This is a genomic window from Parabacteroides merdae ATCC 43184 (assembly GCF_025151215.1).
Lineage (GTDB): Bacteria > Bacteroidota > Bacteroidia > Bacteroidales > Tannerellaceae > Parabacteroides > Parabacteroides merdae.
The window spans coordinates 4,020,949-4,045,049 of sequence record NZ_CP102286.1; the positions used below are offsets into that span (position 1 = coordinate 4,020,949).

At 42.3% G+C, this 24,101-nt stretch carries 15 protein-coding genes; 4 read left to right on the plus strand and 11 right to left on the minus strand.

The genetic code is table 11. From position 1 onward, the window contains the following. Positions 1-120: 120 nt before the first annotated feature. Positions 121-1,122 carry a sensor histidine kinase gene (locus tag NQ542_RS16370; protein WP_005637711.1) on the plus strand — a complete coding sequence of 334 codons (1,002 nt, stop codon included), beginning with the start codon at positions 121-123 and terminating at the stop codon, positions 1,120-1,122. Here the strand turns inward: NQ542_RS16370 and NQ542_RS16375 are convergent. Further along, complete coding sequence (locus tag NQ542_RS16375; protein ID WP_005637710.1) at positions 1,119-3,803, minus strand: S9 family peptidase; 2,685 nt, start codon at positions 3,801-3,803, stop codon at positions 1,119-1,121. The two genes, NQ542_RS16370 and NQ542_RS16375, sit on opposite strands and share 4 nt — an antisense overlap. A 138-nt stretch (positions 3,804-3,941) precedes the next feature. On the opposite strand from NQ542_RS16375, the gene NQ542_RS16380 reads away from it, so the two are divergent. Beyond that, positions 3,942-4,922, plus strand: a complete 981-nt coding sequence (locus tag NQ542_RS16380; protein ID WP_229055966.1) for an acyltransferase family protein — start codon at positions 3,942-3,944, stop codon at positions 4,920-4,922. A 254-nt stretch (positions 4,923-5,176) separates the two neighbouring features. Here NQ542_RS16380 and NQ542_RS16385 read toward each other — a convergent pair whose 3' ends face one another. Then, a complete protein-coding gene (locus tag NQ542_RS16385) occupies positions 5,177-6,322 on the minus strand; it encodes a TlpA disulfide reductase family protein (protein WP_005637707.1) in 1,146 nt (381 codons plus the stop codon). A gap of 139 nt (positions 6,323-6,461) precedes the next feature. Next, a complete protein-coding gene (locus NQ542_RS16390) occupies positions 6,462-7,136 on the minus strand; it encodes an ABC transporter ATP-binding protein (RefSeq protein ID WP_005637705.1) in 675 nt (224 codons plus the stop codon). A gap of 458 nt (positions 7,137-7,594) precedes the next feature. Here NQ542_RS16390 and nudC point away from each other — a divergent pair, with 458 nt between their 5' ends. Continuing rightward, positions 7,595-8,368, plus strand: a complete 774-nt coding sequence (gene nudC, locus NQ542_RS16395) for an NAD(+) diphosphatase (RefSeq protein WP_005637704.1) — start codon at positions 7,595-7,597, stop codon at positions 8,366-8,368. A 34-nt stretch (positions 8,369-8,402) separates the two neighbouring features. Beyond that, a complete protein-coding gene (locus tag NQ542_RS16400) occupies positions 8,403-10,544 on the plus strand; it encodes a S9 family peptidase (RefSeq protein ID WP_005650667.1) in 2,142 nt (713 codons plus the stop codon). Between the two features lie 71 nt (positions 10,545-10,615). Here the strand turns inward: NQ542_RS16400 and NQ542_RS16405 are convergent, their stop codons facing one another. The 8 genes from NQ542_RS16405 to NQ542_RS16440 all read right to left on the minus strand — a co-directional run bounded on the left by NQ542_RS16405 (position 10,616) and on the right by NQ542_RS16440 (position 24,090). Continuing rightward, a complete protein-coding gene (locus NQ542_RS16405) occupies positions 10,616-12,250 on the minus strand; it encodes a sialidase family protein (protein ID WP_005650665.1) in 1,635 nt (544 codons plus the stop codon). 6 nt (positions 12,251-12,256) lie between these two features. Further along, positions 12,257-13,693 carry a sulfatase gene (locus tag NQ542_RS16410; protein WP_005637699.1) on the minus strand — a complete coding sequence of 479 codons (1,437 nt, stop codon included), beginning with the start codon at positions 13,691-13,693 and terminating at the stop codon, positions 12,257-12,259. Positions 13,694-13,745: 52 nt separating this feature from the next. Beyond that, positions 13,746-14,873 carry a sialidase family protein gene (locus NQ542_RS16415; RefSeq protein WP_005637697.1) on the minus strand — a complete coding sequence of 376 codons (1,128 nt, stop codon included), beginning with the start codon at positions 14,871-14,873 and terminating at the stop codon, positions 13,746-13,748. Between the two features lie 21 nt (positions 14,874-14,894). Beyond that, on the minus strand, positions 14,895-15,833 hold the full coding sequence (locus NQ542_RS16420; RefSeq protein WP_005637696.1) for a dihydrodipicolinate synthase family protein: 939 nt from the start codon (positions 15,831-15,833) through the stop codon (positions 14,895-14,897). A 9-nt stretch (positions 15,834-15,842) separates the two neighbouring features. Continuing rightward, on the minus strand, positions 15,843-17,297 hold the full coding sequence (locus tag NQ542_RS16425) for a RagB/SusD family nutrient uptake outer membrane protein (RefSeq protein WP_005637694.1): 1,455 nt from the start codon (positions 17,295-17,297) through the stop codon (positions 15,843-15,845). 36 nt (positions 17,298-17,333) lie between these two features. Next, positions 17,334-20,498 carry a SusC/RagA family TonB-linked outer membrane protein gene (locus tag NQ542_RS16430; RefSeq protein ID WP_005637692.1) on the minus strand — a complete coding sequence of 1,055 codons (3,165 nt, stop codon included), beginning with the start codon at positions 20,496-20,498 and terminating at the stop codon, positions 17,334-17,336. 84 nt (positions 20,499-20,582) lie between these two features. Further along, complete coding sequence (locus tag NQ542_RS16435) at positions 20,583-21,494, minus strand: dihydrodipicolinate synthase family protein (RefSeq protein ID WP_005637689.1); 912 nt, start codon at positions 21,492-21,494, stop codon at positions 20,583-20,585. A 4-nt stretch (positions 21,495-21,498) separates the two neighbouring features. Then, positions 21,499-24,090 carry a sodium:solute symporter family protein gene (locus NQ542_RS16440; RefSeq protein ID WP_005637686.1) on the minus strand — a complete coding sequence of 864 codons (2,592 nt, stop codon included), beginning with the start codon at positions 24,088-24,090 and terminating at the stop codon, positions 21,499-21,501. Between the last annotated feature and the right edge of the window lie 11 nt (positions 24,091-24,101).

A 24,101-nucleotide genomic window follows, 5' to 3' on the forward strand; every position in this document is an offset into this window, starting at 1 on the left:
CAAATAAATCGATTTAATTTGTTAAAAACAAACATATTACTGTTTATTCGTAAAATAACGTGCAATTCGTATCCTTTCTGCCTTTTTGCTGGTTTACTGTAATTGATGTACCTTTGTTTTATGTACAGTCGTAGGTTATATGCTAAGATTGTAGGGGGTGCAGTATTGATCGTGCTTTTATCCTTGATTGGCTCCTGGTTGTTAATAACACGGTTGTCATTTTTCTTATCATTTGTGTGTCTGCTGTTTATCCTGTTGATAACTCTGTTTATAATCCGGTTGGCAACCCGCTTGAATTATAAATTGTCCGTCTTCTTCGAGGCGATGCGAAACGAGGATACGACGCAACATTTCCCTGCTAATCCGGATGATCCCTTTACGAATGCTTTATATGCCGATATGAATCATATCCTCCGGCAGTTGGGTGATAAACATATTGAGATTGAAGAGAAAAGCCTTTATTATGAGAGTATTCTCCGAGTGATGACACATGAAATTCGTAACTCTGTCACTCCGATCGCTTCTCTTTCGGCAGACCTGTTAAAACATCTGGACCGTACTTCCATATCCCGGCAACGCGAAGGACTTGAAGTTATCAACAGCCAGGTGAAGAATCTGACTGCTTTTCTCGATTCGTACCATCGTTTGACACATTTGCCGGAACCGGAATATAAAACAGTTTCCGTACCGGCGTTATTTACTAAGCTGGAACGGTTGCTACAAGCCGAACCGAGAAGTGAACGGGTCGTTTACTGCGACGGTAAAGCTGATAGGTCGACAGGCAAGGAACTTCAAGTATATGGCGATGCCAATCTGCTTACTCTTGCATTGATTAATCTGATCCGGAACGCATTGCAGGCAGTAGAAGGACAAGAGGATGGAATTGTCAGGGTCGATACATGTGCTGGGGCAACCGGGCATCTCCTTATAATAATAACAGACAACGGTCCGGGGATTCCTCCCGAACGGTTGTCTGCAATCTTTACTCCTTTCTTTTCCACCAAATCCGGCGGAAGCGGTATCGGCCTGCCGATTTCCCAACGTATCATGCAATTGCATGGCGGCCAACTTTCTGTCTCATCCATACCGAATGTCCGGACAGAGTTTCGGATGGAGTTTTAATATCCCAATTCGAAATCCTGATCTACCGCCGGAACACCTTCATTCATCCATTTAGGCATGGGGGCATTTTGCAGGTAGTGGTGGAAGAACTGGAACATGCGTTTCTGGAAATCGATCCGGTTTGCCAGGCGCATCGGCCAGTGCGGTTCGCCGGTATAGTTGAGCAACCACACAGGTTTTTGCAAGCGTTTAAGGGCAATGAAGTATTCGATTCCCTGATACCAGGGTACATGCCCGTCTGCATCGTTGTGCATGATCAGGATCGGAGTGGTCACCTTATCCATATTGAACAAGGGAGAGTTTTCAATGTATTGCAACGGCATTTCCCAGATATTGCCCCCTATGCGACTCTGCCCGTGTTCATATTGCATGGAACGGTTTAAGCCGGAGCCCCAACGGATTCCGCCATACGCACTCAGCATATTAACAACCGGAGCACCCGATTCGATTGCGGCAAAGAGCCGGGTGCGGGTAGCTAAGTAGGCAACCTGATAGCCTCCCCAGCTATGTCCCTGTGCACCGATCGCCTTTTCATTTACATAGCCTTTGGCGATCAGTGAGGTGATACCCGGCATCACGCAATTGTAACAACTTTCACCCGGATAGCCGTCTGTGAAGCGGACATCAGGATTGAAAATGATAAAGCCGTGGCTGAGGTAGAACGGATAGTCGATCGTTGAACGTCCGGGACTGGGCATGTGGTAGTTGTATAATGTATTGGCATTACGTTCGTAGAAATTTACGATTACCGGATATTTCTTGTTCGGGTCGAAATCGGCCGGTTTGTAGATGACACCTTCCAGAGGCCGGCCATCCAGGGAGATCCAGGAAGTCAGTTCGGCTGTCCCCCAAATGATGGAATCCTGCTGGCGGATGCCGTCTGTCAAACGGATGGATTTTTTGAAACTGAGGTTGGATAATTGGACATCCGGATATTGTTCGTATGTTTCCTGCGTGTAGATTACGGCATTGGCATCCTTTGCTTTGGCCAGGGCCGCCAGTTTGAAATTACCGGCAAGCAATGCTTTCGGGGCAACCGGCTTGTTGAGGCGGGTAGTATAATATCCGGAACCTTTGGTTCTTTCGTTAAATCCGGTGAGATATTGTGCTTCGCTTGTATTGTAGGCTCTTTTCTCCCGATCCAGTTGGATCAGCGAGTAAGTGATTTGTTCTTTTCGCCCGTTGACGGTCAGGTTGACCGGAGAAGAAGCAGCAATCGGATCAAACTTCCAGATATCGTAACGGTCCTTGATCAGGATAGATTGATCGTCATCCGTCCAACCTGCTATTCCGTAGGGTGAAGGATAGTCGGGGACATCGTTATCTTCGTCCCAGGCGGCAAATGTCTGCGGAGTTGTCAGGCGGTATTCTTTGCCGTCGGCCGTCGAACGGGTATACCAGGAACTATCTTGATCCTGATACCAGTATGTGTATTTTCCTTTTGGGGAGAAACGCATGTAGGAAGGGCTTTTCTCCTTGATCTGCCGGCGTTCCCCGGTTTCCAGGTTGATTATGTAGATATCATGAAACTGGCGTGCGGTCCACATGCTTTGTGTGCCGTAAGGTCTTGTGGTGGAGAGAAGCGCCCATATGGCATTCCCCTCATCGGCTGTTTGCAGAGTCGGAAGTTCTTCTGTTGCCAATTGGAGAAGGCGTCCGGAACCGAGGTTGTAGATGGCTGTATAAGATCGTTTCAAATCGGTCGCTTTGTTAAAGGACTGTTGCGTGTATTGTACCTTTTCATCCCAGCTCCATACCTGTACATCCGGGCGATTCTCAGCCAAAAGGGTCGTGTCTTTCTGTTTGGGCTCCGGAGCAGTTCCGAAGAAAAGACGGCTTGCGTTTTCGGAAAAATATAAGGGCGCATTTTCACTGATAATCCATGAAGCGGGGAATGCTTTATCCCCTCGTTCTGCAATCAGTTTGCCGGGGGTATTATTTTCTGCCAGATACAGGCTGCTCCGGGTTGCGGCCGAATCTTTATGGGGACAAAACAGGTAAGCGAGCTTGCTACCGTTTTCGTTGAATGCAATCTTCTTGAATACCCCTTTTTTATCGGAGATCCGGTTATTTCCTTTCTGAGGAATGTAGGTATAAAGGACAGAGTCGGATACGACGTATAACACATTCCCTTTTTGGGCAAATCCGAAATCGCTGACTGCCGGGAACGAGTCTTGTTGCATTCCGTCGAGCGACCGGATATAAAGCATGGAATCTTTTTTGCTTCCGCGTTGGTAAGCCAGCCAGTCGGCTGTTTCCGATAGTTTATAAGATTTGAGCGAATCGATTGTTTCCATCCCTCCGGACAGGCGGGAAATGATGAGGCTGTTCATCGGCATTTTATCCTTGTCTGTTTTCTTTAGCTTCTCAGCCTCCACTTCTTTTAGGGGAGGCGTTTTTGTCACCAAGAGATATTCGGAGGAGGAACTGAATTGTGCTTTTGCAGCAGGTTTAAAAGAACCTTTCTCTTCTCCTTTATCATTATATAGCAGGATGGTCGCATCTCCCCGCCAGGGTTCCATCTTGCAGAATACCCATTTCCCGTTATCGGAAATACGTTGTTCGGATATGCGTTCCCATCCGACCATCTCATCGAATGTCATGGCTCTCTTTTCCTGGGCGTGTATGGATAGGCCGGAAGCCAATAATAAGAGACTGATTAAATGTATAGAATTGCTCATTAATTTGATTGATTTGTTTTAGTATGCAATATTACTCTTTTTTATTAAAAGGAAAAAGTATCTTTGTAACCTTCAATGCTTATAGGAAACAAATAGAACATGAGAGATCGGAATCTGGATATATACAGAGGGGCTATAATGATCTATATCACCTGTTTTTGTCATTTGATATGGTGGGAAGGTGTCAAGGTCGGCATATTTGAAGGAAGCTGGATTACCGGGATATTCTTTGCAATGGCAACCGTGTTTTATATAGTAGGAGCCTCATTTTCCCTGTCATTGGAAAAACCGTTTCGGACTTATTTGAAGGGCCGGATAAAAAGAGTCGCGATCCCTTACTGGAAGTATGCATTGGTTTGTTTTCCGGCTGTTGTGTATCATTATTGGAAGTCGGGAGAGATAATACCGTTGAATGACTTTATATCTTATGTGTTCTTTACCCCTACGGTAGAATATCGATTATTTGATCATATTTGGTTTATTCCGCCTTACTTGATCATATCTCTTTGTCTTCCCTTTTTATGCCGGATGATTCGCCGGTGTAATATACCTTTTATCCTTTTCAGTGTCGTTTTGGTATTGTTGCTATTGTTCAAAGCTTATTATCCAGAGTTGCTTCAAACTGTAATAGTCTATCTGTTTTTTACGATATGGGGATTGTATTATAAGAAGAAGTTAGGCTGGCAAATTGTTGTTTGTGTAATAGCTGCCGTAGGATATTTGATTTATGCTTTCGGAGTTGAAAGAGTCCCTTTTGATCTGCAAGCTAATAAATTTCCGCCAAACTTATTGTTTGCCTCATACGGAATGGCTGTTTTAGGAATAGGTGGAATTTATATGAAAAAGGGATTAGTTTTCTTATATGACAGATCTGCAATGGTTCGTCGTTATATTAATATATATTCTAATGAAGGATATGAAATATATTTGGTCCATCCCTTTACCATCATTCTGTTAGGCGGTATAAAGCGGCTTTTGGGGTTGGACCCAATTATTGCCGACCATCTGTATTTGCAAATGGTGTATATTGTTTCCGGCTTTTTATTCATACTGTGCGTTAATGTCTATGTGCTGAAAACTTACAATTATATATGGTCTTTGGTAAATAGAGTTTTTTAAGTCGTATTTCCTGCCATGCTCATTAACCAGTTGGATCTTTGATTTATAATCCGCTGCGTGCTGAATTGTTTCAGGAAGAATACGGTTCCGTCTTTCACATCCCGTATGCGGGCCTGTCTTCTCCGGTAAAGTTCGTATATTTCAGGTAGGAGATCAGATAAGTGAAAGAGCCGTCATACAGCAGCTACGGATCGTTGCTTATCAACTCCGGGATAAATAAGTAAAGTCCGTGTTTCATATTCATTTGAATTAGGTTATTTGTCTTTTATAAATGTACGGATATCTTCCGACAAGAATTTATACCCTTGTCCGGCTTTCAGGACGGTGCTTTCCGGTGAAATATAGATAAACGAAGGAAGCGCATGTACCCCGTAATGAGCCGCTATGCCACTCATGCCCAGTCCATCGGACAGTTGCAGCCAGTTGTCTGCCGATTCTTTGACTTCTGTCTTTTTCCAAACCGCTTCTGGATCTACAGACAGGCTGATAACGACAATTTTCTCTTTATATTTTTCCGCAATTTCCTTTAGTAAAGGAAACGCATCGAGGCAAGGGCCACAGTATCGGCTCCAGAAATCAAGGATGATGTATTTCCCTTTATAGTCGGAAAGATGGTGGATGTTCCCTTTGATGTCTTTCAGTTCGACATCCGCGATCTTGTCTCCTTCCTGAACTGTCGAGGAGATAGACAACAAGGAAGTTATCTCTTCCCCCAACCGGGATTGTCTTTGTTCGTCCGTCAGCTTGCTGTAGACAGATACGACTAACGCTTTATCCTTCAACTTTCCCGCTTGGCAACTCTTGGCAGCGTCTCTCAGTTCTTCCAGACCGGCATCGGTAATCGGATAGTCCAGCATGAGCAGCAACTCTTTTTGCAGGATAATCTCGTCATGTATGCTATTCACCGTCTGCCTGATCGAAGCAAATTTCTGTTTGGCGACCGAATCTTTCGCTCTGATCTTGGGGAGCAGTTTCATACACTCTGCCGTTAAGTCGTGGATGCGTATGTTTTCCTCCCGTGTAGCCTCCCGGAAGCGGTTCAGTTCGACTTGTTCGGGGATTGGAATGTCGCTTTCCGCCAGCCAGTTCTGCACATAAGGGGCTTCTCCGGTGATTTTGATGTTCGCTCCGGGCTTCACCCATACGGTGTAGCCGGTGTTGTTGAGGGATATGTACATCTTGGTCGTCCTGTCGGCTTCCCTGGTGAATTTGAATTTACCGTTCACCATTTTTTCCTGATCTTCCGGTCGTACATCCATCCCGTTTCCTTTCATCTCTGCGCAAAAAAATCTGACGGTATCCGGCATATTCCGTATGTCTCCTTCGATCGTAACGGTCTTTTGCCCGTAAGCGGAAGAAGCGCAGACAAAGATTCCAAACAACCATGCAAGTGTCTTCATAAGCAATTCGATTTATGATTAGTGCCGGCAATATACAAGTTTATTTGATTTGGAATCATGCGGGGTACGATAATTTCGTAAGCCGTAACATATCTTGATACGTTACGGCCCATTCTTTCCCTTTTATAACATTTAAGACTTAGATCAACGTCTCCGTTACCACCTGTCCGTCGAACAGGTTGATGGTGCGGGAGGCAAACCCGGCATCGTGCTGGCTGTGCGTCACCATGACGATCGTCGTCCCTTCCTTGTTCAGTTCGCTGAGCAGGTTCATCACTTCCTGTCCGTTTTTACTGTCCAGGTTACCGGTCGGTTCGTCGGCGAGGATCAGCTTCGGGTTGGCCACTACGGCGCGGGCAATGGCGACACGCTGTTGCTGGCCGCCGGACAACTGCTGCGGGAAATGCTTTTCGCGGTGCACGATCGCCATCCGTTCCATTGCTTCCTGTACCTTTTTCTTTCGCTCGGCAGCCGATACACCCATGTAGAGCAAAGGAAGTTCTATATTCTCGTATACATTCAACTCGTCGATCAGATTGAAACTTTGGAAGACGAACCCGATAATCCCTTTGCGCAGTTTCGTCCGCTGGGCTTCCGTATATCGGGATACTTCGATCCCGTTCAGGTAATATTCTCCGCTGGTCGGGTTGTCGAGCAATCCTAAGATATTCAACAACGTTGATTTTCCACAACCGGAAGGGCCCATAATGGCTACGAATTCCCCTTCCTTCACCTCTATGCTTACTTTATTAAGAGCCAACGTCTCTACCTCTTCCGTGCGGAAGATCTTTTCTAATGCAACTGTTTTAATCATGGTCTTTAACTGATTTGTTTACGAGAAATGTGACAAAAGTCGTGCCATAATCGTAAAAAACTTGTAGATAAGATGTTATCTGTTGTGCCGGGTTTGATGATCGTGCATATACGCACAAAAGGAGTTCGGATGCGCACGGTTTATCATAAGCATCTGTATCTTTTACCCCGTTCTTCTGTATATATTAGCACGCTTATCTTAACCCATAAATCGTTCGCTTGGCGGCGAACGGTTGTCCGCTTGCAAGAGAACGATCGTTCGCCGCCAAGCGGACAACTTATAAGTAGAAGGAAAAGGGCTAAATAATACGGTACTTCTTCTTAATTCATATAGTATAAGTTCTTAATTGGTTATTATAACCATACCTCTTCATGTTTTATGCGTCACTATATATATTGCAAGTGCGAGGATAATTCCATTTTTTCCGTATGTTTGTGGTGTTCTAAAGAATCAGATATATGGAAAAGACAAATAACGCGTCTTTGTATTGGTACGTCTTCTACAATGACCAACTTCTACTGCAAAAGAAAGCTGAAGGCTATGTAATCCCTTGTACGGACGAAGCGCCTGTGACGGTTGCCCGCTCGCTTCCGGTCGAGATGCAGGACGGGACAATGGCGATGGCGGCTTTTACCGATGCGCCCCTGGAAGAGACGGATGTTTTCATGCCTATGGGACTCCGCGCTTCCTATGATCATATCGACCGTTACTCCTATGATCAGGCGGGGAAAGCGTATGAGATTGTCTATTGGGATCAACACAGCCGGTTTTGTCCTGTCTGCGGGACGCCGACGGAACTGAAAGGGCCGATCATGAAGAAATGCCCTCATTGCGGCAATGAGATGTTCCCGTCGGTATCGCCTGCCGTACTGGTCTTGATCCGGAAAGGTGAGGAAATCCTGTTGGTGCATGCGCGTAACTTCCGGGGAACGTTTCATGGGCTTGTGGCCGGCTTCCTGGAAACGGGGGAGACGTTGGAACAATGCGTGGAACGTGAAGTGTGGGAGGAAACAGGATTGACGATCAGGAATATCACTTATTTTGGCAACCAGCCGTGGCCGTATCCGAGCAACCTGATGATCGGTTTTATAGCCGATTATGTCAGCGGGGAGATCAAATTGCAGGACGAAGAGTTGAGTTCCGGTTCCTTCTTCTCGAAAGATAACCTGCCGGAAATACCGCACAAGCTGAGCTTGGCACGGAAGATGATCGACTGGTGGTTGGGAAATTGAAAATTGAAAATTAAAAATTAAATCATAGATTATTATGAAACCAATGTTTTTATGTTCTCTTTTGTGTCTGCTAACTATGGCATTCGGTGCGGAAAGTGCCGCTTCGCAGGTGACGCGTGCCGATTACGAGCGTGCTGACACGATCCTGAAATGCTCCGACCGGGTTTATTCTCCTGCTATCCATCCCGAATGGATAGACAGTTCACACTATTTTTGGTATAAGAATCATGAGAAGGAAGGAGATTTCTACTATCTCGTCAATGCGGAGAGTGGAAAGAAACAGCGTGCTGCGGATAAGAAAGGATTGGCGGCATTCTTCTCCAAAAAGCAAAAGAAACTGGCCGAATCCCTGCTGAAAGAGGAAGAGAAGAGGCCGGATCGCTGGCGTCGTCGCGAAGAGGCTCCGGTTCCTGTTGTCTCGCCCGATAAGAAGTGGGAAGCGTATGTGAAAGATAATAATCTCTATCTCTCGCCCCTCTGGGATGAGAAGGAGAAAGATAAACCAAAGGAAGAGATTGCCTTGACGATGGATGGCACGGCGAATCTGCGTTATGACGGTTGGTCGATCATCTGGTCGCCCGACTCCCGGAAGCTGGCAACCGTGAAAGTGCGCGACGTGCAGGAACGCCGCATTCCGCTGATCGAATCCAGCCCGTCTAGCCAGAAGCAGCCGATCCTGCAATGGCGCGACTATGCGAAGCCGGGGGATGTATTGCCTGTTTACCTGCCGGTGCTCTTCGATGTGGAGGCGCGCAAGCAAATGGCGTTGAATGTCACTCCTTATGAAAATCAGTTCTATCTGAACCTGACCGGTTGGCGCGAAGACAGCCGCGCGTTCACGTTCGAGTTCAACCAGCGCGGGCATCAGCGTTATGTCATTGGCGAAGTGAGTGCTGCCGACGGTTCTATCCGTCATTTGGTGGATGAGCAGACGAAGACTTTCATCTATTATTATAACAACTATCGGTATGATCTGGATGACGGAAAAGAATTGCTTTGGATTTCCGAACGGGACGGATGGCGTCATCTTTACCTGATAGATGGTACGAGCGGGCAGGTGAAACGACAGGTGACAAAGGGTGAATGGGTGCTCCGTCAGGTCGATTATGTGGATGAGACGAACCGGGTTGTCTATTTCACCGCTTCGGGCTTTAATAAAGGCGAAGATCCTTATAACCTGCATTACTGCCGGATTAACTTGGATGGAACAGGCTTTACCGATATGACTCCTGAGAACGGGAACCACCGTGTGACTTTCTCTGCCGACCGTTCTTATTTTACCGATGTCTATTCTCGTCCCGACCTGCCGCCTGTCAGTCAGTTGAAGCGGACTTCGGATGTGTCTGTGGTGGCCGGATTACAGAGGTGCGATGTGAGTGCGTTGCAGGCGGAAGGCTGGCAAATGCCGGAAGTGTTCTGCGCGAAAGGCCGGGACGGGCAGACGGATATTTGGGGGAACATTTATCGCCCAATGCACTTTGATGCTTCCAAATCTTATCCGGTCGTAGAGTTTATTTATGCCGGTCCGCATGATTCGCATGTGGATAAGGACTTCAAACCGGCCCATCATCTGGTCTCCAAATTGGTAGAACTCGGCTTTATCGTCGTTTCGATCGACGGTATGGGGACGTCCAACCGCTCGAAAGCTTTCCATGATGTATGTTGGAAGAACCTAAAAGATGCCGGTTTCCCGGATCGTATCGCTTGGATGAAAGCGGCAGGTGCGAAATACAAGTATATGGATTTGAATCGTGTCGGCATCTATGGCTGGTCGGCTGGAGGTCAGAATGCGATGGCTGCTTTGCTGTTCCATAACGATTTTTATAAGGTTGCAGTCGCCCTTTGCGGTTGCCATGACAACCGGATGGATAAAATCTGGTGGAACGAACAGTGGATGGGCTATCCGATCGACGCCTCTTATAGCACCTCCTCCAATGTTGACAATGCTTACCGTCTGAAAGGCAAGTTGCTCCTGATCAACGGTGAACTGGATGACAACGTCGATCCGGCTTCCACCTTGCAGGTTGTTAGTGCCTTGATGAAAGCAAACAAGAATTTCGAACAGCTTTATCTACCAGGCAAGACGCACAGCCTCGGCGGTCCGTTTGAAATGCACAAAATGCACGATTTCTTCGTCAAGAATTTGCTGGGGCAGGAACCGCCGGAGTGGGAGTAAGGAGATATCTGAATAATAAAAAGGCCCTGTATCCAAGAGATTTCGAACCTTGGATACAGGGCCTTTCCGGTTTAGGGCAGTAATTCTTCCAATTTGATTTGTTGAAAGACCATATCGGCTTGACTGCTTTCATATAAAATACCGATTGTGTTTTCATTTACAGAGGTTATGCAGGAATAGCCGCGTCCGTTATATTCATCCAATAGGATTTTCTTGTTTTCAGGCCAGGTCTTTCCATCGTCATAGCTAATCTTCAGTGTGATATGATTACGCTCCGAATAGGATTCCGGGTTGACGAAAAGCAGGATTGATTTATTTTGTCCGTCTTTGTGATAAGTGTGTTTGTGTATGCTACCCATACAAGTCGGTTCGATTAATGCTTTTCGTGAGGTGGGATGTTCTGTCCAAGTTTTCCCTAAGTCAGAGGTGATGCAGACACGCCGTCCGTTCTCCTCTTTGTTTCCCCGGTTACGGTTGTCACGCATATTTAGCATGATGTTTCCGTCGGATAGTTGTACGGCCATACATTCTGTTACATTTGTAAAAGCCGGATTGCTGGCGCTCCAGGTTTTACCACCGTCTTTGCTCCAAGTGATATTGGAAAATGGGTGTCCGTCTTTATCTCGTCCTTGTGTCGGAAAAACGAGAGTTCCGTCTTGTAGTGTAATCCCATGTCCCGGTGCAGGGGCATATAGCCACCATTCCTTTCGTTTGGTTTGTTCCGTTATGTTTACAGGGGGATTCCAGGTTTGACCGTCATCGGTACTTTTTGCAATTAGGAACTGACTGGTCTCTTTTACTCCAAACCCAGGCTGAGAGCCTTTTTCACGCCATTGGTGTATCCAGCGGGTACTGTCTTTTGTCATTCCAGACACCCATTCCCCTGTTTTTCCATCTAATACTCCATGCATCCAAAGGCCGGCTACATAAATATCCCCTGTGTTTTCATCTACCAGGATGTTGGCATCACTGACTCCATTGTATTTTTCAGGTAATCCTCCCCAATCTTTCATGTCCAGGACTACTTGCATAGGTTGCCAGGTTTGCCCTCCGTCTGTACTGCGATTCAGACAAATATCCATATGCCCTTGTAAATCGCGTGGACTTTCGTAGCGGGCGTCATAGATTGCTAACAATGTTCCTTTTGTAGATGTTGCTAACCCTGGGATACGAGACGTGTGAACGCCGTCTTGCTTGTGCTGGCGTACGGCCACTCCTGCACGAAGTTCAGATGAAGCTGTTACAGGCACTTTTATCTCTCCTTCATTTGTCTCTATCTTAGTACAGCTTGCTTTAAAGCGATGGCTGAGATCGACTTTGTCTTTTAACTTAAAGGATACCCAAAAAGGGAAGGTGTCCGTATCAATTGAAATATCTGTATTGAAAACAACTTTTTCAGATGCGGATACTGTTTGGAGAACCGGCTTGTTGGTATCGATCATTCCTTTGGAATCGGTATGATAAAGACCGACACTTTCAATATCGTCGATATCTGTTGTGCCATGAAGGTCCACTTCTAATTTTTGTAATGAATAATTATCGCCAGTTTGATGTCTTATCAGTTCAATTTTGAAGACAGGGTTGGCTTCCTTCATGGTAAGAATGGGAAGTACCGGATGTTCTGCTGTCATGGATATGTTGTCTGTATAGTTCGTACAGGAGAATGACAGACCTGAAAGGATTGTAAATAATAATGCTCTATTCATGGAATTTTATTTATTATGAGTGTTTTTATACTCTTCAATCATTTGCTGTAGTTCATTTTCAATGTCAACATATTCTCTTTTTCCGCTTAGATTTTCTTTTTCTGCTTTATTGCCGTTCATGCAATAAAGTTCTCGGTCTGTAATATGATTTGTCGCATTGTCGTACCATAGCGTGTAACGCCAGTTTTTAGTCCGGACAGTGTATCCCATGTGTGTCTGGTTTTTATAAGAATTTACCGCTTTATAGGGCCTTGGGAATTGGCTGAAAGCACGATTCTTCCAGTTAACTTTATTCTCTATCAGAAAACGAAGGGATTGCCCGGATAATGTATGTGCAGGTTTTAGTCCGCAGAAATCGGTCAATGTCGGATAGATGTCAATCAACTCTACAATATCGTTTATTCTTTTCGGGGCATCTTTATATTCTGGGCTGTATATAAGTAGAGGAACTTTGCAATCCAATTCAAAATTTGTGGATTTCCCCCATAGGTGCTGTTCTCCGAGATGGAAGCCGTTGTCACCCCAAATGACAATGATTGTATTTTTCTCCAATCCCAGTTCTTTGAGCTTACCCAATAATTTCCCGACTTGTGAGTCGATAAAACTGACACATGCATAATAAGCTTTACAAAGTTCTTCCTGCTTTTCTATTGAAAGGTTTCCGTGTTTGGGTATGTCGGTATATCCTCTCAACTCTTCCCAATTGTGGAAGGAAATAACAGGAGCGTGTATTGGCTGTTTATCTTCTGCCTCTTTTCGGATGAAGGATTTATTCCGGTATATATCCCAGTATTTTTTCGGCATACTAAATGGCAGGTGAGGTTTGATATACCCGACTGCCAAAAAGAAAGGCTGCTTGGATTTGGATAATTTATCCAATCTCTTTAGAGCTTCTGCGGTAACTTTGCCATCCAGAAAAGAAGTGTCCGGTTGATCGGCAATTTCAATTGTTGCCGCTTTATTCCCTTGTCTGTTTTGCATCAACGTATATTCTTCTTTCTTAATAGATAAGTTGTATATGGGGGGGCGGGTCCAGGAAATCGTATCTTGTGTCCGGGTACTGCCATGATAGATTTTACCGATACCGATAGTTTCATATCCGTTATTTTTAAAAAGTTGCGGCAGAGTGGTAATATACGGACATTTTTCTCTGAAATGGGTGTTTAGATCGGTAACTCCGATTTCATCCGGACGCAATCCTGTCAGTAGGGATGCCCGTGAAGGGCCACTGACGGATTGCTGGCAGTATGTGTTTTCAAAGAGGAAACTTTTAGTCGCAAATGTATCGATATTGGGAGTTACGGCGTATGGATCACCGTAACATCCCAATGTCGGGCGCAAGTCATCTATGGCTATGAAAAGCACGTTTCTAACATCATTTTCTGCTTGTATGCAAAAAGGTAATAATGCCCCAATGGCTGTCAAAGTAGTCTTTTGTTTCATGTGCTTTTAGGGTTAAGCAATAATTTGCGTACGTGGAATCATACCATTTGTTTTATTTTTTTAGTTGTTCGAATGGTATTATTATAAAGCCGATTTTTTCATACGGATTGTTTATGCCATATTCATATAACAGTCCGATATTCCCGTTTCTCAGATTGGTCAGGTCTGAATAAGCGCTTGGACCTGAATAGACTTGATAGGCATAGGGCCAGGTTTTACCATTATTTTCACTCAGTTTGATTGTCATCTTTTCTCTTTTATCCGTGGAGGCTGGATTGGAGAATAAAATGTTGTTGCTGATCTTTCCCTTTTTCATATAATTTAGCGTGCTCCCTTGACAAATAGGCTCGATCAGTTCAGGAAGATATGACATTTGAGAGACAGTTTCTCCACCATCTTTACTGATTGCATACGAACGGGTTTTACTTTCTTCCCGGTTGTAATTACGCATGTTTAGCATTAAGTATCCATTTTTTAATTCCACAACACTACTTTCATTTCCTCCATGTTCGTTGACAATTCCTCCTAGTTTCCAAGTCTCGCCTTTATCATCGGAATAAATCAGTTGGGAATGATAAGTCTTTGTCCCTGCCACCATATGGTTGGCGGCAACTACTAACCGTCCTTTATTCTTTTTACCTTGTAATTGGATCCCATGACAGGGGCCTGTTGCGTACCAAGTCCAATCAGGGTGTTTGACAGATGATGTGATTTCTTTGGGGGTAGACCAACTTTTGCCATCGTTATCGGAATAAAGAACATATACTCTCCGACTGTCTTTACTTGTTTTATCGATGATTTGTTTTTCGTGATCCTCTCCTAAATTCCAACAACTGACCAAGATGATACGACCTGTTTCTTGGTCTACGATAGGAGACGGGTTGCCACATACATTATCACCATCGTCCCATACTGTAATGATGCGGCTCCAAGTCTTACCTCCGTCTTCGGAACGTTTCACTACTAAATCAATATTACCGGTATCGGAACAACTGTTTTTTCGCGCTTCAGCAAAGGCAAGCAGGGTTCCCGCTTTGCTTTTGACGATAGCAGGAATACGGAAGCAAGCATATCCGTCCTGACTTTTTAGGTAAATGTCTGTTGTTGTATTTGTTTGTGCATGGACTAAAATCCCCAATTGCATCAAAACGAAAAAGCATGTTACTATTATATTCTTCATGATTTATTAGCTGATTTGAGATTATTGATTGAAAAATTCCGGAATGATACGATAGCCTTCTTCTCTTACTTTAATAACGTATTCTTCCGGTATCGAACGATAAGGCCATCTCAAATGACTACCTATATCAGCCCATTTTCCTACTAATGCCATGAAGCGATCACAGGCATGGTTTGGAAAATGTTCTTTTACGATAAAAGGAGTTATCAGTTTATCCATAAACAGATGAATACGCTCTTCCAATTCGAGTGCCATATCCTTATTTGCTGTTATTTGCTCATACCATTTTTGAGCAGCAAAAGGATTCAGGCAAGCTATATTGGAATACGCTCCGTGAGCTCCGGAGAGTATGCCGCTTGCCAGATTATGGCCTGGAATAAAAACGGATAATCCTTGTACCTTTTCTCTGATTTGTTTATACCATTCGGGATTCCGGTTTCCGTCAAAAACTTTGATGCCGATCAAAGATGGTATATGTTGTTTTAGGTACATCCAATCATGGGGAGAAAGTATCTTTTTTGCATGAGGAGGATTGTAAAGGACGATAGGAATTCCGTTTGCCGCTTCTTCCATCCTTTGCAAAAAAATGACAGCCTCTTCCAATGTGACCGGAAACCAGTCTGGTAAGATTACTTGGACTGCGCCAGGATTTAGAGACTTGACAGCTTGTAATCGATTTAGAGATATTTGCGGGCTCATGTGGCTGACACCGATTTGAAAGGGAATACTGGCAGCAGAACATTTCTCTGCCAATAATTCGCTTGTTTTTATAAATTCTTCTTCATTTTGAGTATAAAACTCTCCTGCTGTCCCATTCGAATAGATTCCGCAGGGAGATGATGCTATCAAGATATCTATTTCATCTCCCATGCGTTTATAATCTATTTCTCCGTTTTTATTTGTTGCCAGCAAAAGTGTTGCCCAGTTGCCGACAAGAGTTGTATGTGTTAACGGATGCATAAGTATCAATTATTCATCATATCCCGGAGTTTGTATGATATTCGGGTTCTTATTAATTGACGTTTGAGCTACGGGCCATAATAAAATATTTAACTCGTTTTCACGTCCAATCAAATAAGGGGCCTTTTTGAATACAACTCCTAAACGGATGAAATCCCACCATAATTTGCCTTCGGCAGCGAATTCTTTCATTCTTTCTGTTACAATGGCTTCATTCAAGTCATTGGCAGCCATGGAAGATGGATAGAAATTCTTTTTACTGTATGCCCGTTCAGCAATTTTGTTAAGTGAAGCAATCGCACCGGGCAAATCATTTTTTGCTAATTTGATTTCTGCATCAAATAGGATGGCGTCAGCATAACGGTATACGATTATATCTGAATCAAAGATACGTGTTCCGTTTGTCCATGTTCCGGCAAATTTATTGATCCATTGAAATGTTGCATTTTTCGGTTCGTCGAAATAAGTTTCGAAACTTACAATTGTTCTTTGATCTTCTTTATTTTCAGAAAGTAAAGCTTTGTAATCTTCTGTATAGAAGCACCATTGTTGATGGCTACCTACTTTTACCGGATTTTCTATTGCTTCGACAGAAACATATTGAGAAGGAACCAGATAATCTCCAGGATATCCACCTGTATATTCATCTTGAATGTAACTCCACGCAAATATAATCTCGTTACCTAATTCGTTGTAAAAAATGTTGCCGAAATCTTCTTCAAGCGAGTAATTTGAGTTGTTCAAAACAGCTTGGACAGCAGTGTTTGCATTGTCGAGTGCCACCTCTCCTGCGTTTCGTACTTTATACATCCATAAAGAGTAGTCTGCTTTCAACATATTAATGGCTCCCAATGATGCCAGATTCCTGTCTGCTACAGATGTAGGCATCAAAGTTAAAGCATTGTCGATGTCTTCGCCTACCTGTTTGAATACATCTTCGGCTGGTTGACGCGTCGGAAAAAGTCCTTCTTGCTGATCCGATTCAAAGCCGTCCAGCAATATGGGAGCATCTCCCCAAATACGCCCAATCCAATAGTAGCAAAATGCTCTTACATAATATGCGTTTGCTAAAATCTTATTTTTAGCATCTTCACTATTGAACGCAATATCCGGTGTGTATTTTAAAATCAAATTAGCATTGTTGATTGTTGTATATAAATCAGCCCAATTTGCATAACCGTGGTTTGTTGGTATCTGATTTTGATATACTTGGTCACGTGCTGTTTGTCCGGCTAAACCGTCTGCCCAAAGACCGGTTCTATATTCTCCCCAGTAAATGTAACCAGTGCTGAATGTAGCTCTGAATTTATTAAACATACCATACATGGCAGAAGTTGCATCTCCTTCATCTTGCCACATGGAGTTGGCTGATACTTCACTTTTCTGGATGATATTCAGATCACCATGGCATGAAGCAAGTAGAGTTCCAGCCAATAATATTACTAATATTGTTTTGATTTTCATGATATAAATGTTTTTATAACTTAAGAAATCGTTTGATTAGAAAGTAACTTTTACTCCTACGGAATATTTACGGATAGGAGGATAATTGTAATAATCCTTATTATAGGTCGTAGAAGCACCCACTTCAGGAGAGACACCCTTTACAGCTGTAAAGTAATGCAGATTGTTTCCTGCTAATGTAATAGCCAAATTTTGAATACCCAGTTTTGTCAACTTATTTGTTGGAACATTGTATTGTAGACTTATTTCACGGATGCAGAGGTAATCACCTTTGTAGTTGAATACATTCGATGTACGGCTAAAATTAGCATTTCCATCATCCGGATCATTGGCTGTAAAACGTGCGTATTTTGTATTGTCGCCCGGCTGTTTCCAACATTGTTTCACTTCATCAATCAGTGTATAATTGTTTGCAAATGTATTCATGAAATAACGCATTTCTGAATTGTTATTGATGGAGTGGCCTAAAGCCCAATCAACAAAGATATTCAAAGTGAAATTTTTATAGGTGAAATTGTTGTTCAAACCTCCGGTTGAATGTGGAACTGTATAACCAAGCAAGAATTGATCTTGACTGTCAATATAATCTTTTCCGTCTTTTGTTTGGCTACCTTCACGGTTTTTCCATTCGTAATCACCGATTTCTTTACGTCCGGCTATATTTTTTCCATCGGAAGGCCGATAACCTTTTGCGGAACTATCATACATCGCATTGTCTGCTTGTTCTTGTGTTTCGATAATATGGTCAACTACATAACCATAATAACGATATAACGGTTCCCCCTCTGCTGTTCCCCCGAAGGCTGTCCCATCTGCCAAAGTAATACCTCCTATACGATTTTTGTCTCGTCCGTTGTCAGGGAGTTTTAAAACTTTATTTTTTACATAACTCCATGTAAATTTGGATGTCCATATGAAATCTTTTGTTTCGATGTTTGTGGAACTGATTTCGATATCGAAACCATAGAATTTTACTTTACCAATGTTAGTTTGAACATTGTCAAAGCCAGAAGTATTTGGTAATTCTTTGCTAAATAATAGGTTGTCAGTTCTTTTGTCGAAATAGTCTGCGCTGATGTTTAAGCGATTGTTAAACATTGATAGATCGAAACCTGCATCTAACTGTGTAGAGACCTCCCATGTTAATCCTAAATTAGGCATAGTAGACGGGATAATTCCTGCAACTCCATCGTATTTGGCATTTGTTGAATATTTGCCATAAGCGTCATATAGCCCGATTGCATTGTTTCCTGTTTGTCCATAGCTTATACGCCATTTCAAGTTATCAATGGGTTTTATATTTTGCATAAAGGATTCGTCAGACATAACCCAGCCCACGGAAGCACCAGGGAAAAAACCCCATTGATTTCCAGTCGCAAAACGGGAAGATGCATCTTCTCTAAATGTGGCAGAAAACAAATATTTCTTTTGGAAATCATAGGATAATCGGCCGAAATAACCAATTGTGACATCCTCTGTGAAATCACTTTTTGCGTCTTTTTTATTGGGACCTGCTGTTAATGTCGGAACTTTGTCGGAACTGGCACCTGTAACAGTTGCTTCCATTGATTGATTTTTATCTTTCTGATAGGAGTAACCAGCCATAACAGAGAAAGAATGATCTTTGATTGTCTTGTTATATGTTCCATAGGCTTCCAATTTATTTCTGTTTAATTCACCGAATTGCGCAGTGGTTGTACGTAAACCACTGAATTCGTTGGCTTTTTCGAAACTGTCACTTCTCCAATGATGATTATATGTAGACATTTGCACATCTGCTTTCAGACCTTCAATAATGTGGTATGTTAGTCTTCCAAATGCAGACATTCGTTTTTCCTCTTTGCTTTGGTCATTGTAATATTGATACCATAATGGGTTAGGAGATGTTGCATTATAGCCTTTTGTGGGTGTTCCGTCTTCATTATATTTCTTTTGAGTCGGTGGAGTTGCTAGACCTCTTGATATAACATTCATCTGGTTAGGATATTCAGATGAATTGGTTTTAGAATAATCAAAACCCATTGCAAAAGACAATTTGCTATTAATTTTTACATCCAGATTATTCCGCATGCTTAAACGGGAATAGCCTGTAGCTAAAGCGACTCCCCCGTCATCTGTGTATCCTGCACTAGCACTGTATCTGACAGATTCACTTCCTCCATCAATTCCTACATAATAGTTTTGCCATAGTGCGTTTTTGTAGATTTCGTCTTGAAAGTTGTTATCCTGGAAAATCAGTGTTTTAGTTGGATCTAATGGATCTGGCATGGATTTGTATCCAGTTGGTATGCTTTCCCCTTCTTTGAGGTAGCGAGTTGAATAGATTGAAGATTCTGTATTTCCTGAACTTGCAGAATAACCATCCATAAAGTTGTAGTGAGATTTGGGACCTAAGGCTACAGCTGGACGAACAGTATTGATATAATCTTCGGCATTCATGAAATTATACAATGTTTCTGCTTGTTGTAATGCCAAATTAGCCTCGAATGTTATTCGGGGAGCTTGATTGGCTGATCCTTTTTTTGTAGTGATAAGAATTACACCATTAGAAGCTCTTGAACCATAGATTGCAGTGGATGCCGCATCTTTTAAAACTTCAATAGATTCAATGTCATTTGGGTTAATACCCGAGAATGCACGTTCTACGCCATCAACTAAGATCAGAGGGTCGTTGCTTTTATTGATAGAAGAACCACCACGAATGCGGATTGTAGCATCAGCCCCAGGTGTGTTGTTATTGGAGTATAGGCGTGCACCGGCAATTTTTCCTTTTAAACCTTCACCAATAGTATTTACTGGAACATTTTTTAATGCATCACCACTTACTTTTGTAATAGCAGAGGTGATTGTTCTTCTTGATTGTGTACCATAACCGACAACAACTACTTCATCCAAACCTATAGTAGAGGCGTTTAGTGTAATGTTTAAAATGTTTTCGTTTCCTACTTTTACCTCTTTTGTCGTATATCCGATAAAAGAGAAAAGAAGAGTTGCCCCTTTTTGTACATTGAGGTTGTATTTACCGTCAATATCGGTAATAGTACCTGTTGTTGTTCCCTTGACAGAAACAGAAACACCTGGCATAGTTAGTCCATCGTTGTCTATAACAACGCCCGAAATATTCATTTCTTGAGCAGAAATTGAAATAAAAGGGAATAATAAGAGGACTAACAGTAAACATAAATGATTTAATTTGTTCATCTTTGTACTGGTTTTAAAATAGTGCTATTTTAAGATTGACACGAGGGAATAAGTACCGATCAAAGTTTTATTCCCCGTGTCTTTTTATTTAGATAAGAAACCGATTTTTATTAAATCGTTTTTCAGCATATCATATTCTTCCTTGCTTACAGCTGGAATGGGTAGTCTGCATGGGCCGCACTCTATTCCGATCAAATTCATAATTGCTTTACCTCCTCGTACACCTCCTCCGTATTTAATGATTATTTTTACTATTTCTATTGATTTCATTTGTAATTTTCTCGCATGTTGGAAGTCCCCTTCTTCAACTGCTTTCAAAATACCGTGGTAGACTTCGGGAAGATAGTTATAGGTGCTTCCAACGCCGGCAACTGCTCCGAATGCTAATCCTGAGATTAGAATTTCATCATACCCGTGAAGTACTTCAAATTCACCGTTATTTAATGTTAAACATTCACCCATTTCCATGAGATTATTGTGTGTAAATTTTGTTCCCACTAAATTAGGCATCACTTTTTTACCCTCTGTCAGAAAGGTCGCAACAGGTAAAAATACACCAGTCATAGATGGCATATTGTAATAATAGAATGGTAGTTCTTCTGCACTGTTGGCAATCGGAGTAAAAAAGTCAATTAAATCTTTGACAGTTTCCGGCTTGAAGAAACAAGGTGCCATTGCGGCAATAGCATCGGCTCCTGTCTCTGCCGCATGGCGTGCTAATTCGATTGCTTCTACTTGTGAATTACTGCCTACATGGACTATTACTTTAAATCGTCCATTGGATGATTTAACCCATTGCTCTAGAATATTTTTTCGTTCATTAGTTGTTAGGGATTGCGACTCTCCGGTCGTACCGCACACGAACACTCCTGTCATATCAGATTTAGCCATCAGATCTGCATACTTATCGATTACGGAAAGATTAATCTTTCCTTGGGCATCCATAGGAGTGAAAGATGCCGCAATTAGCCCTTTTAAACGTTGATAGTTTTTCATGTTTTTATTTTTTAGAGAATATTTTATATATTGTTAAATGATCTATGTTTTTAGTCTTGCCGGGAATAATCCAACTTGCTATATACCCAATAACGAAGCATGAGACAAATCCAGTAGTTGTATATAGTAAGAGATGTACGGATTGCTGTTGGATGACGATCAGTTGTATAAATATACTACCGATAATGCCGCATAATGCTCCTGCAGTATTTGCTTTTCGTGTGATCATTCCTAATAGGAAGAGTCCACCAAGGCTACCTAAAATGATACCTAAAATTTTATTGAATTCATCCCATAATGATTTTATTTCCCAAGTTGCCATCATATAAGCAAAAGCTATTCCTGCAATACCTAAGAAAAGAGTTGCTATTTTTGCTGTGCGTAAGTTGTCTTTTGCTTCTTTTTTAATTATTTTGCCGTGAATATCAACAATGTAGGCGGTGGCGGCCGAATTCATACTGCTACTGAGGGTAGACATGGCTGCTGCAAATATCCCTGAAATTAAAAGTCCTGTGACTCCTTGGGGGAGTTGAGAATAAATGTACCAAGGGAGAATTGCATCTCCGTCTGTGATTGTCAAACTTAAATCTGTTGGATTATGTTTATAGTAAACATATAATACTGTGCCTACGAAAAAGAAAAGAAGTGTCGCGGGAATAGTAAGAATTGCATTTGTCAGTACACTTTTCTGTGCTTGTTTTTCTGTTTCGGTAGTCATATAGCGTTGTACCATTGTCTGGTCTGTACCATAAGTTGTTAAATTGGTAAAGAAAGTCGCAATTAGTACAGTCCATAATGTTGATTGCCTCAAGTCGAAATTTAAACTTCCCAAGTCGAATTTATTGTCAACTGATGCTTCTCGGATAATACCTGAGACCCCATCAGGGATATTGCATGCGGCCATGATAACAACCAGGATGGCACCACCTAATAGAATAACGACTTGTAAAGCATCTGTCCACACTACAGCTTCAATACCTCCCATCATGGTATAGATAAGACTTAATATTCCCATCAGCCCTATGCAGAGAAATATATCGAAGCCTGTAACAACATTTAATGCTATAGCTGGTAAGAATAAGACAATTCCCATACGACCAACCTGAAATAGGATGAAAGCTATACTGCAAAGTACCCGAATTAAAGAACTGAATCGTTGTTCTAAATATTCGTATGCTGTTGTAACATTCAGTTTGCGATAGAATGGAATAAACAAATATAATATGAATGGAACAACCATTAAGATACCTGCATTTACAAGCATGTAGCTCCAATCGGAAGAATAAGCTTTTGCGGGAATGGACATGAATGTGATAGCACTCAGACTCGTTCCGAAAATACTTAGTCCAACAGCCCACCAAGGGAGTCGTCCTCCTCCTTTGAAATAGTCGTCTGTATTTTTTTGCTTCTTCGAAAAATAGTAGCCAATCCAACCAAGAGATACAAAATATAAAATGATAACAATTGTATTGACTATACCCAGTTTTTTTTCGAATGGGATGATTTCCCCTTTTAGGACATGAGGTGTACGAATACCAGGCTTGACTTCACCACTCCCTACATAAAATGTATTGCCTTTTTGGGCAATATTGGTTGTAACGGAAATAGGATAAGGAGCAACTTCTTTCTTTATCAAACTTTGGGTGATAGTATGGTAAAGACGAATTGTATTGTCAAAACCTGGATGATCATCGGATCCTGGAATTAATTGTGGTACACCCCCTAAAAAAAGAATATGGTTTGCACCACAAGATAATGCATTGCCAGCCATGACTGGAAAGCTTTGTTTCAGTTTCTTCCATGAATTTAAACGTGGGTTGAAGGCATAGCCATCTGTAAGTGTATTTATGTATCCGTCAGCTTTATAGTTACGCCCACTAAAAAGATAAAAGCATTTATCAAAACCGTCACTTTGAGTTGTACTCACTGCATATCCTCGAGGTTCTCCTGGCCATGATGGTAATTCTTTCCAACCTTTATTGCGGCTGTTGAGATCTAGAACAAAAAAATAATTGGTAGCTTCGGGCTTTTCCATGCTTTTCTGACCTCCGGCCACATATATTTTATCTCCAAGCAAAGAGGCTGTCGCATTTGCTAAAGGAACAGGTAAGGAAGGCCACTCTGTGTCAATTTTTATTTGTCCGTCAATTAGTTGAATTTGGAAAACATCATTATAGCATTGGATGGAATCGCAACCTCCAATACATAATATACCTGTATGCAATTCTATAGAATTGCCGTATGCCAAGGCTTTTGGCATACTTTCTGGTAATACTAACCATTTGGAGGCTGGCTGGATTGTGTTTATACAATATATTGTATTCTGATAAGTCTTATTTCCTCCATTCCAAGGTGTGGCATAAGGAAAATTTGCGCCTCCTGCAATAATTAGGTGGTTGTCTATAAAACCTGAAAAAGCTCCCGCAACTCCGATATTCGGCTTGCCGTCTAAATCAGGTAGAGTAAGAGAATTATCCCATTTGATTTTTTCCAATCTAGGATTAGTTGAAGGGATACTTTCTTTTAATGCTGCGGCTTGAAATAAATTCAATAAACAAGCCAGAAAAATTGTTCCTATTTTGACTGTATTAGACATATTGTTAACAA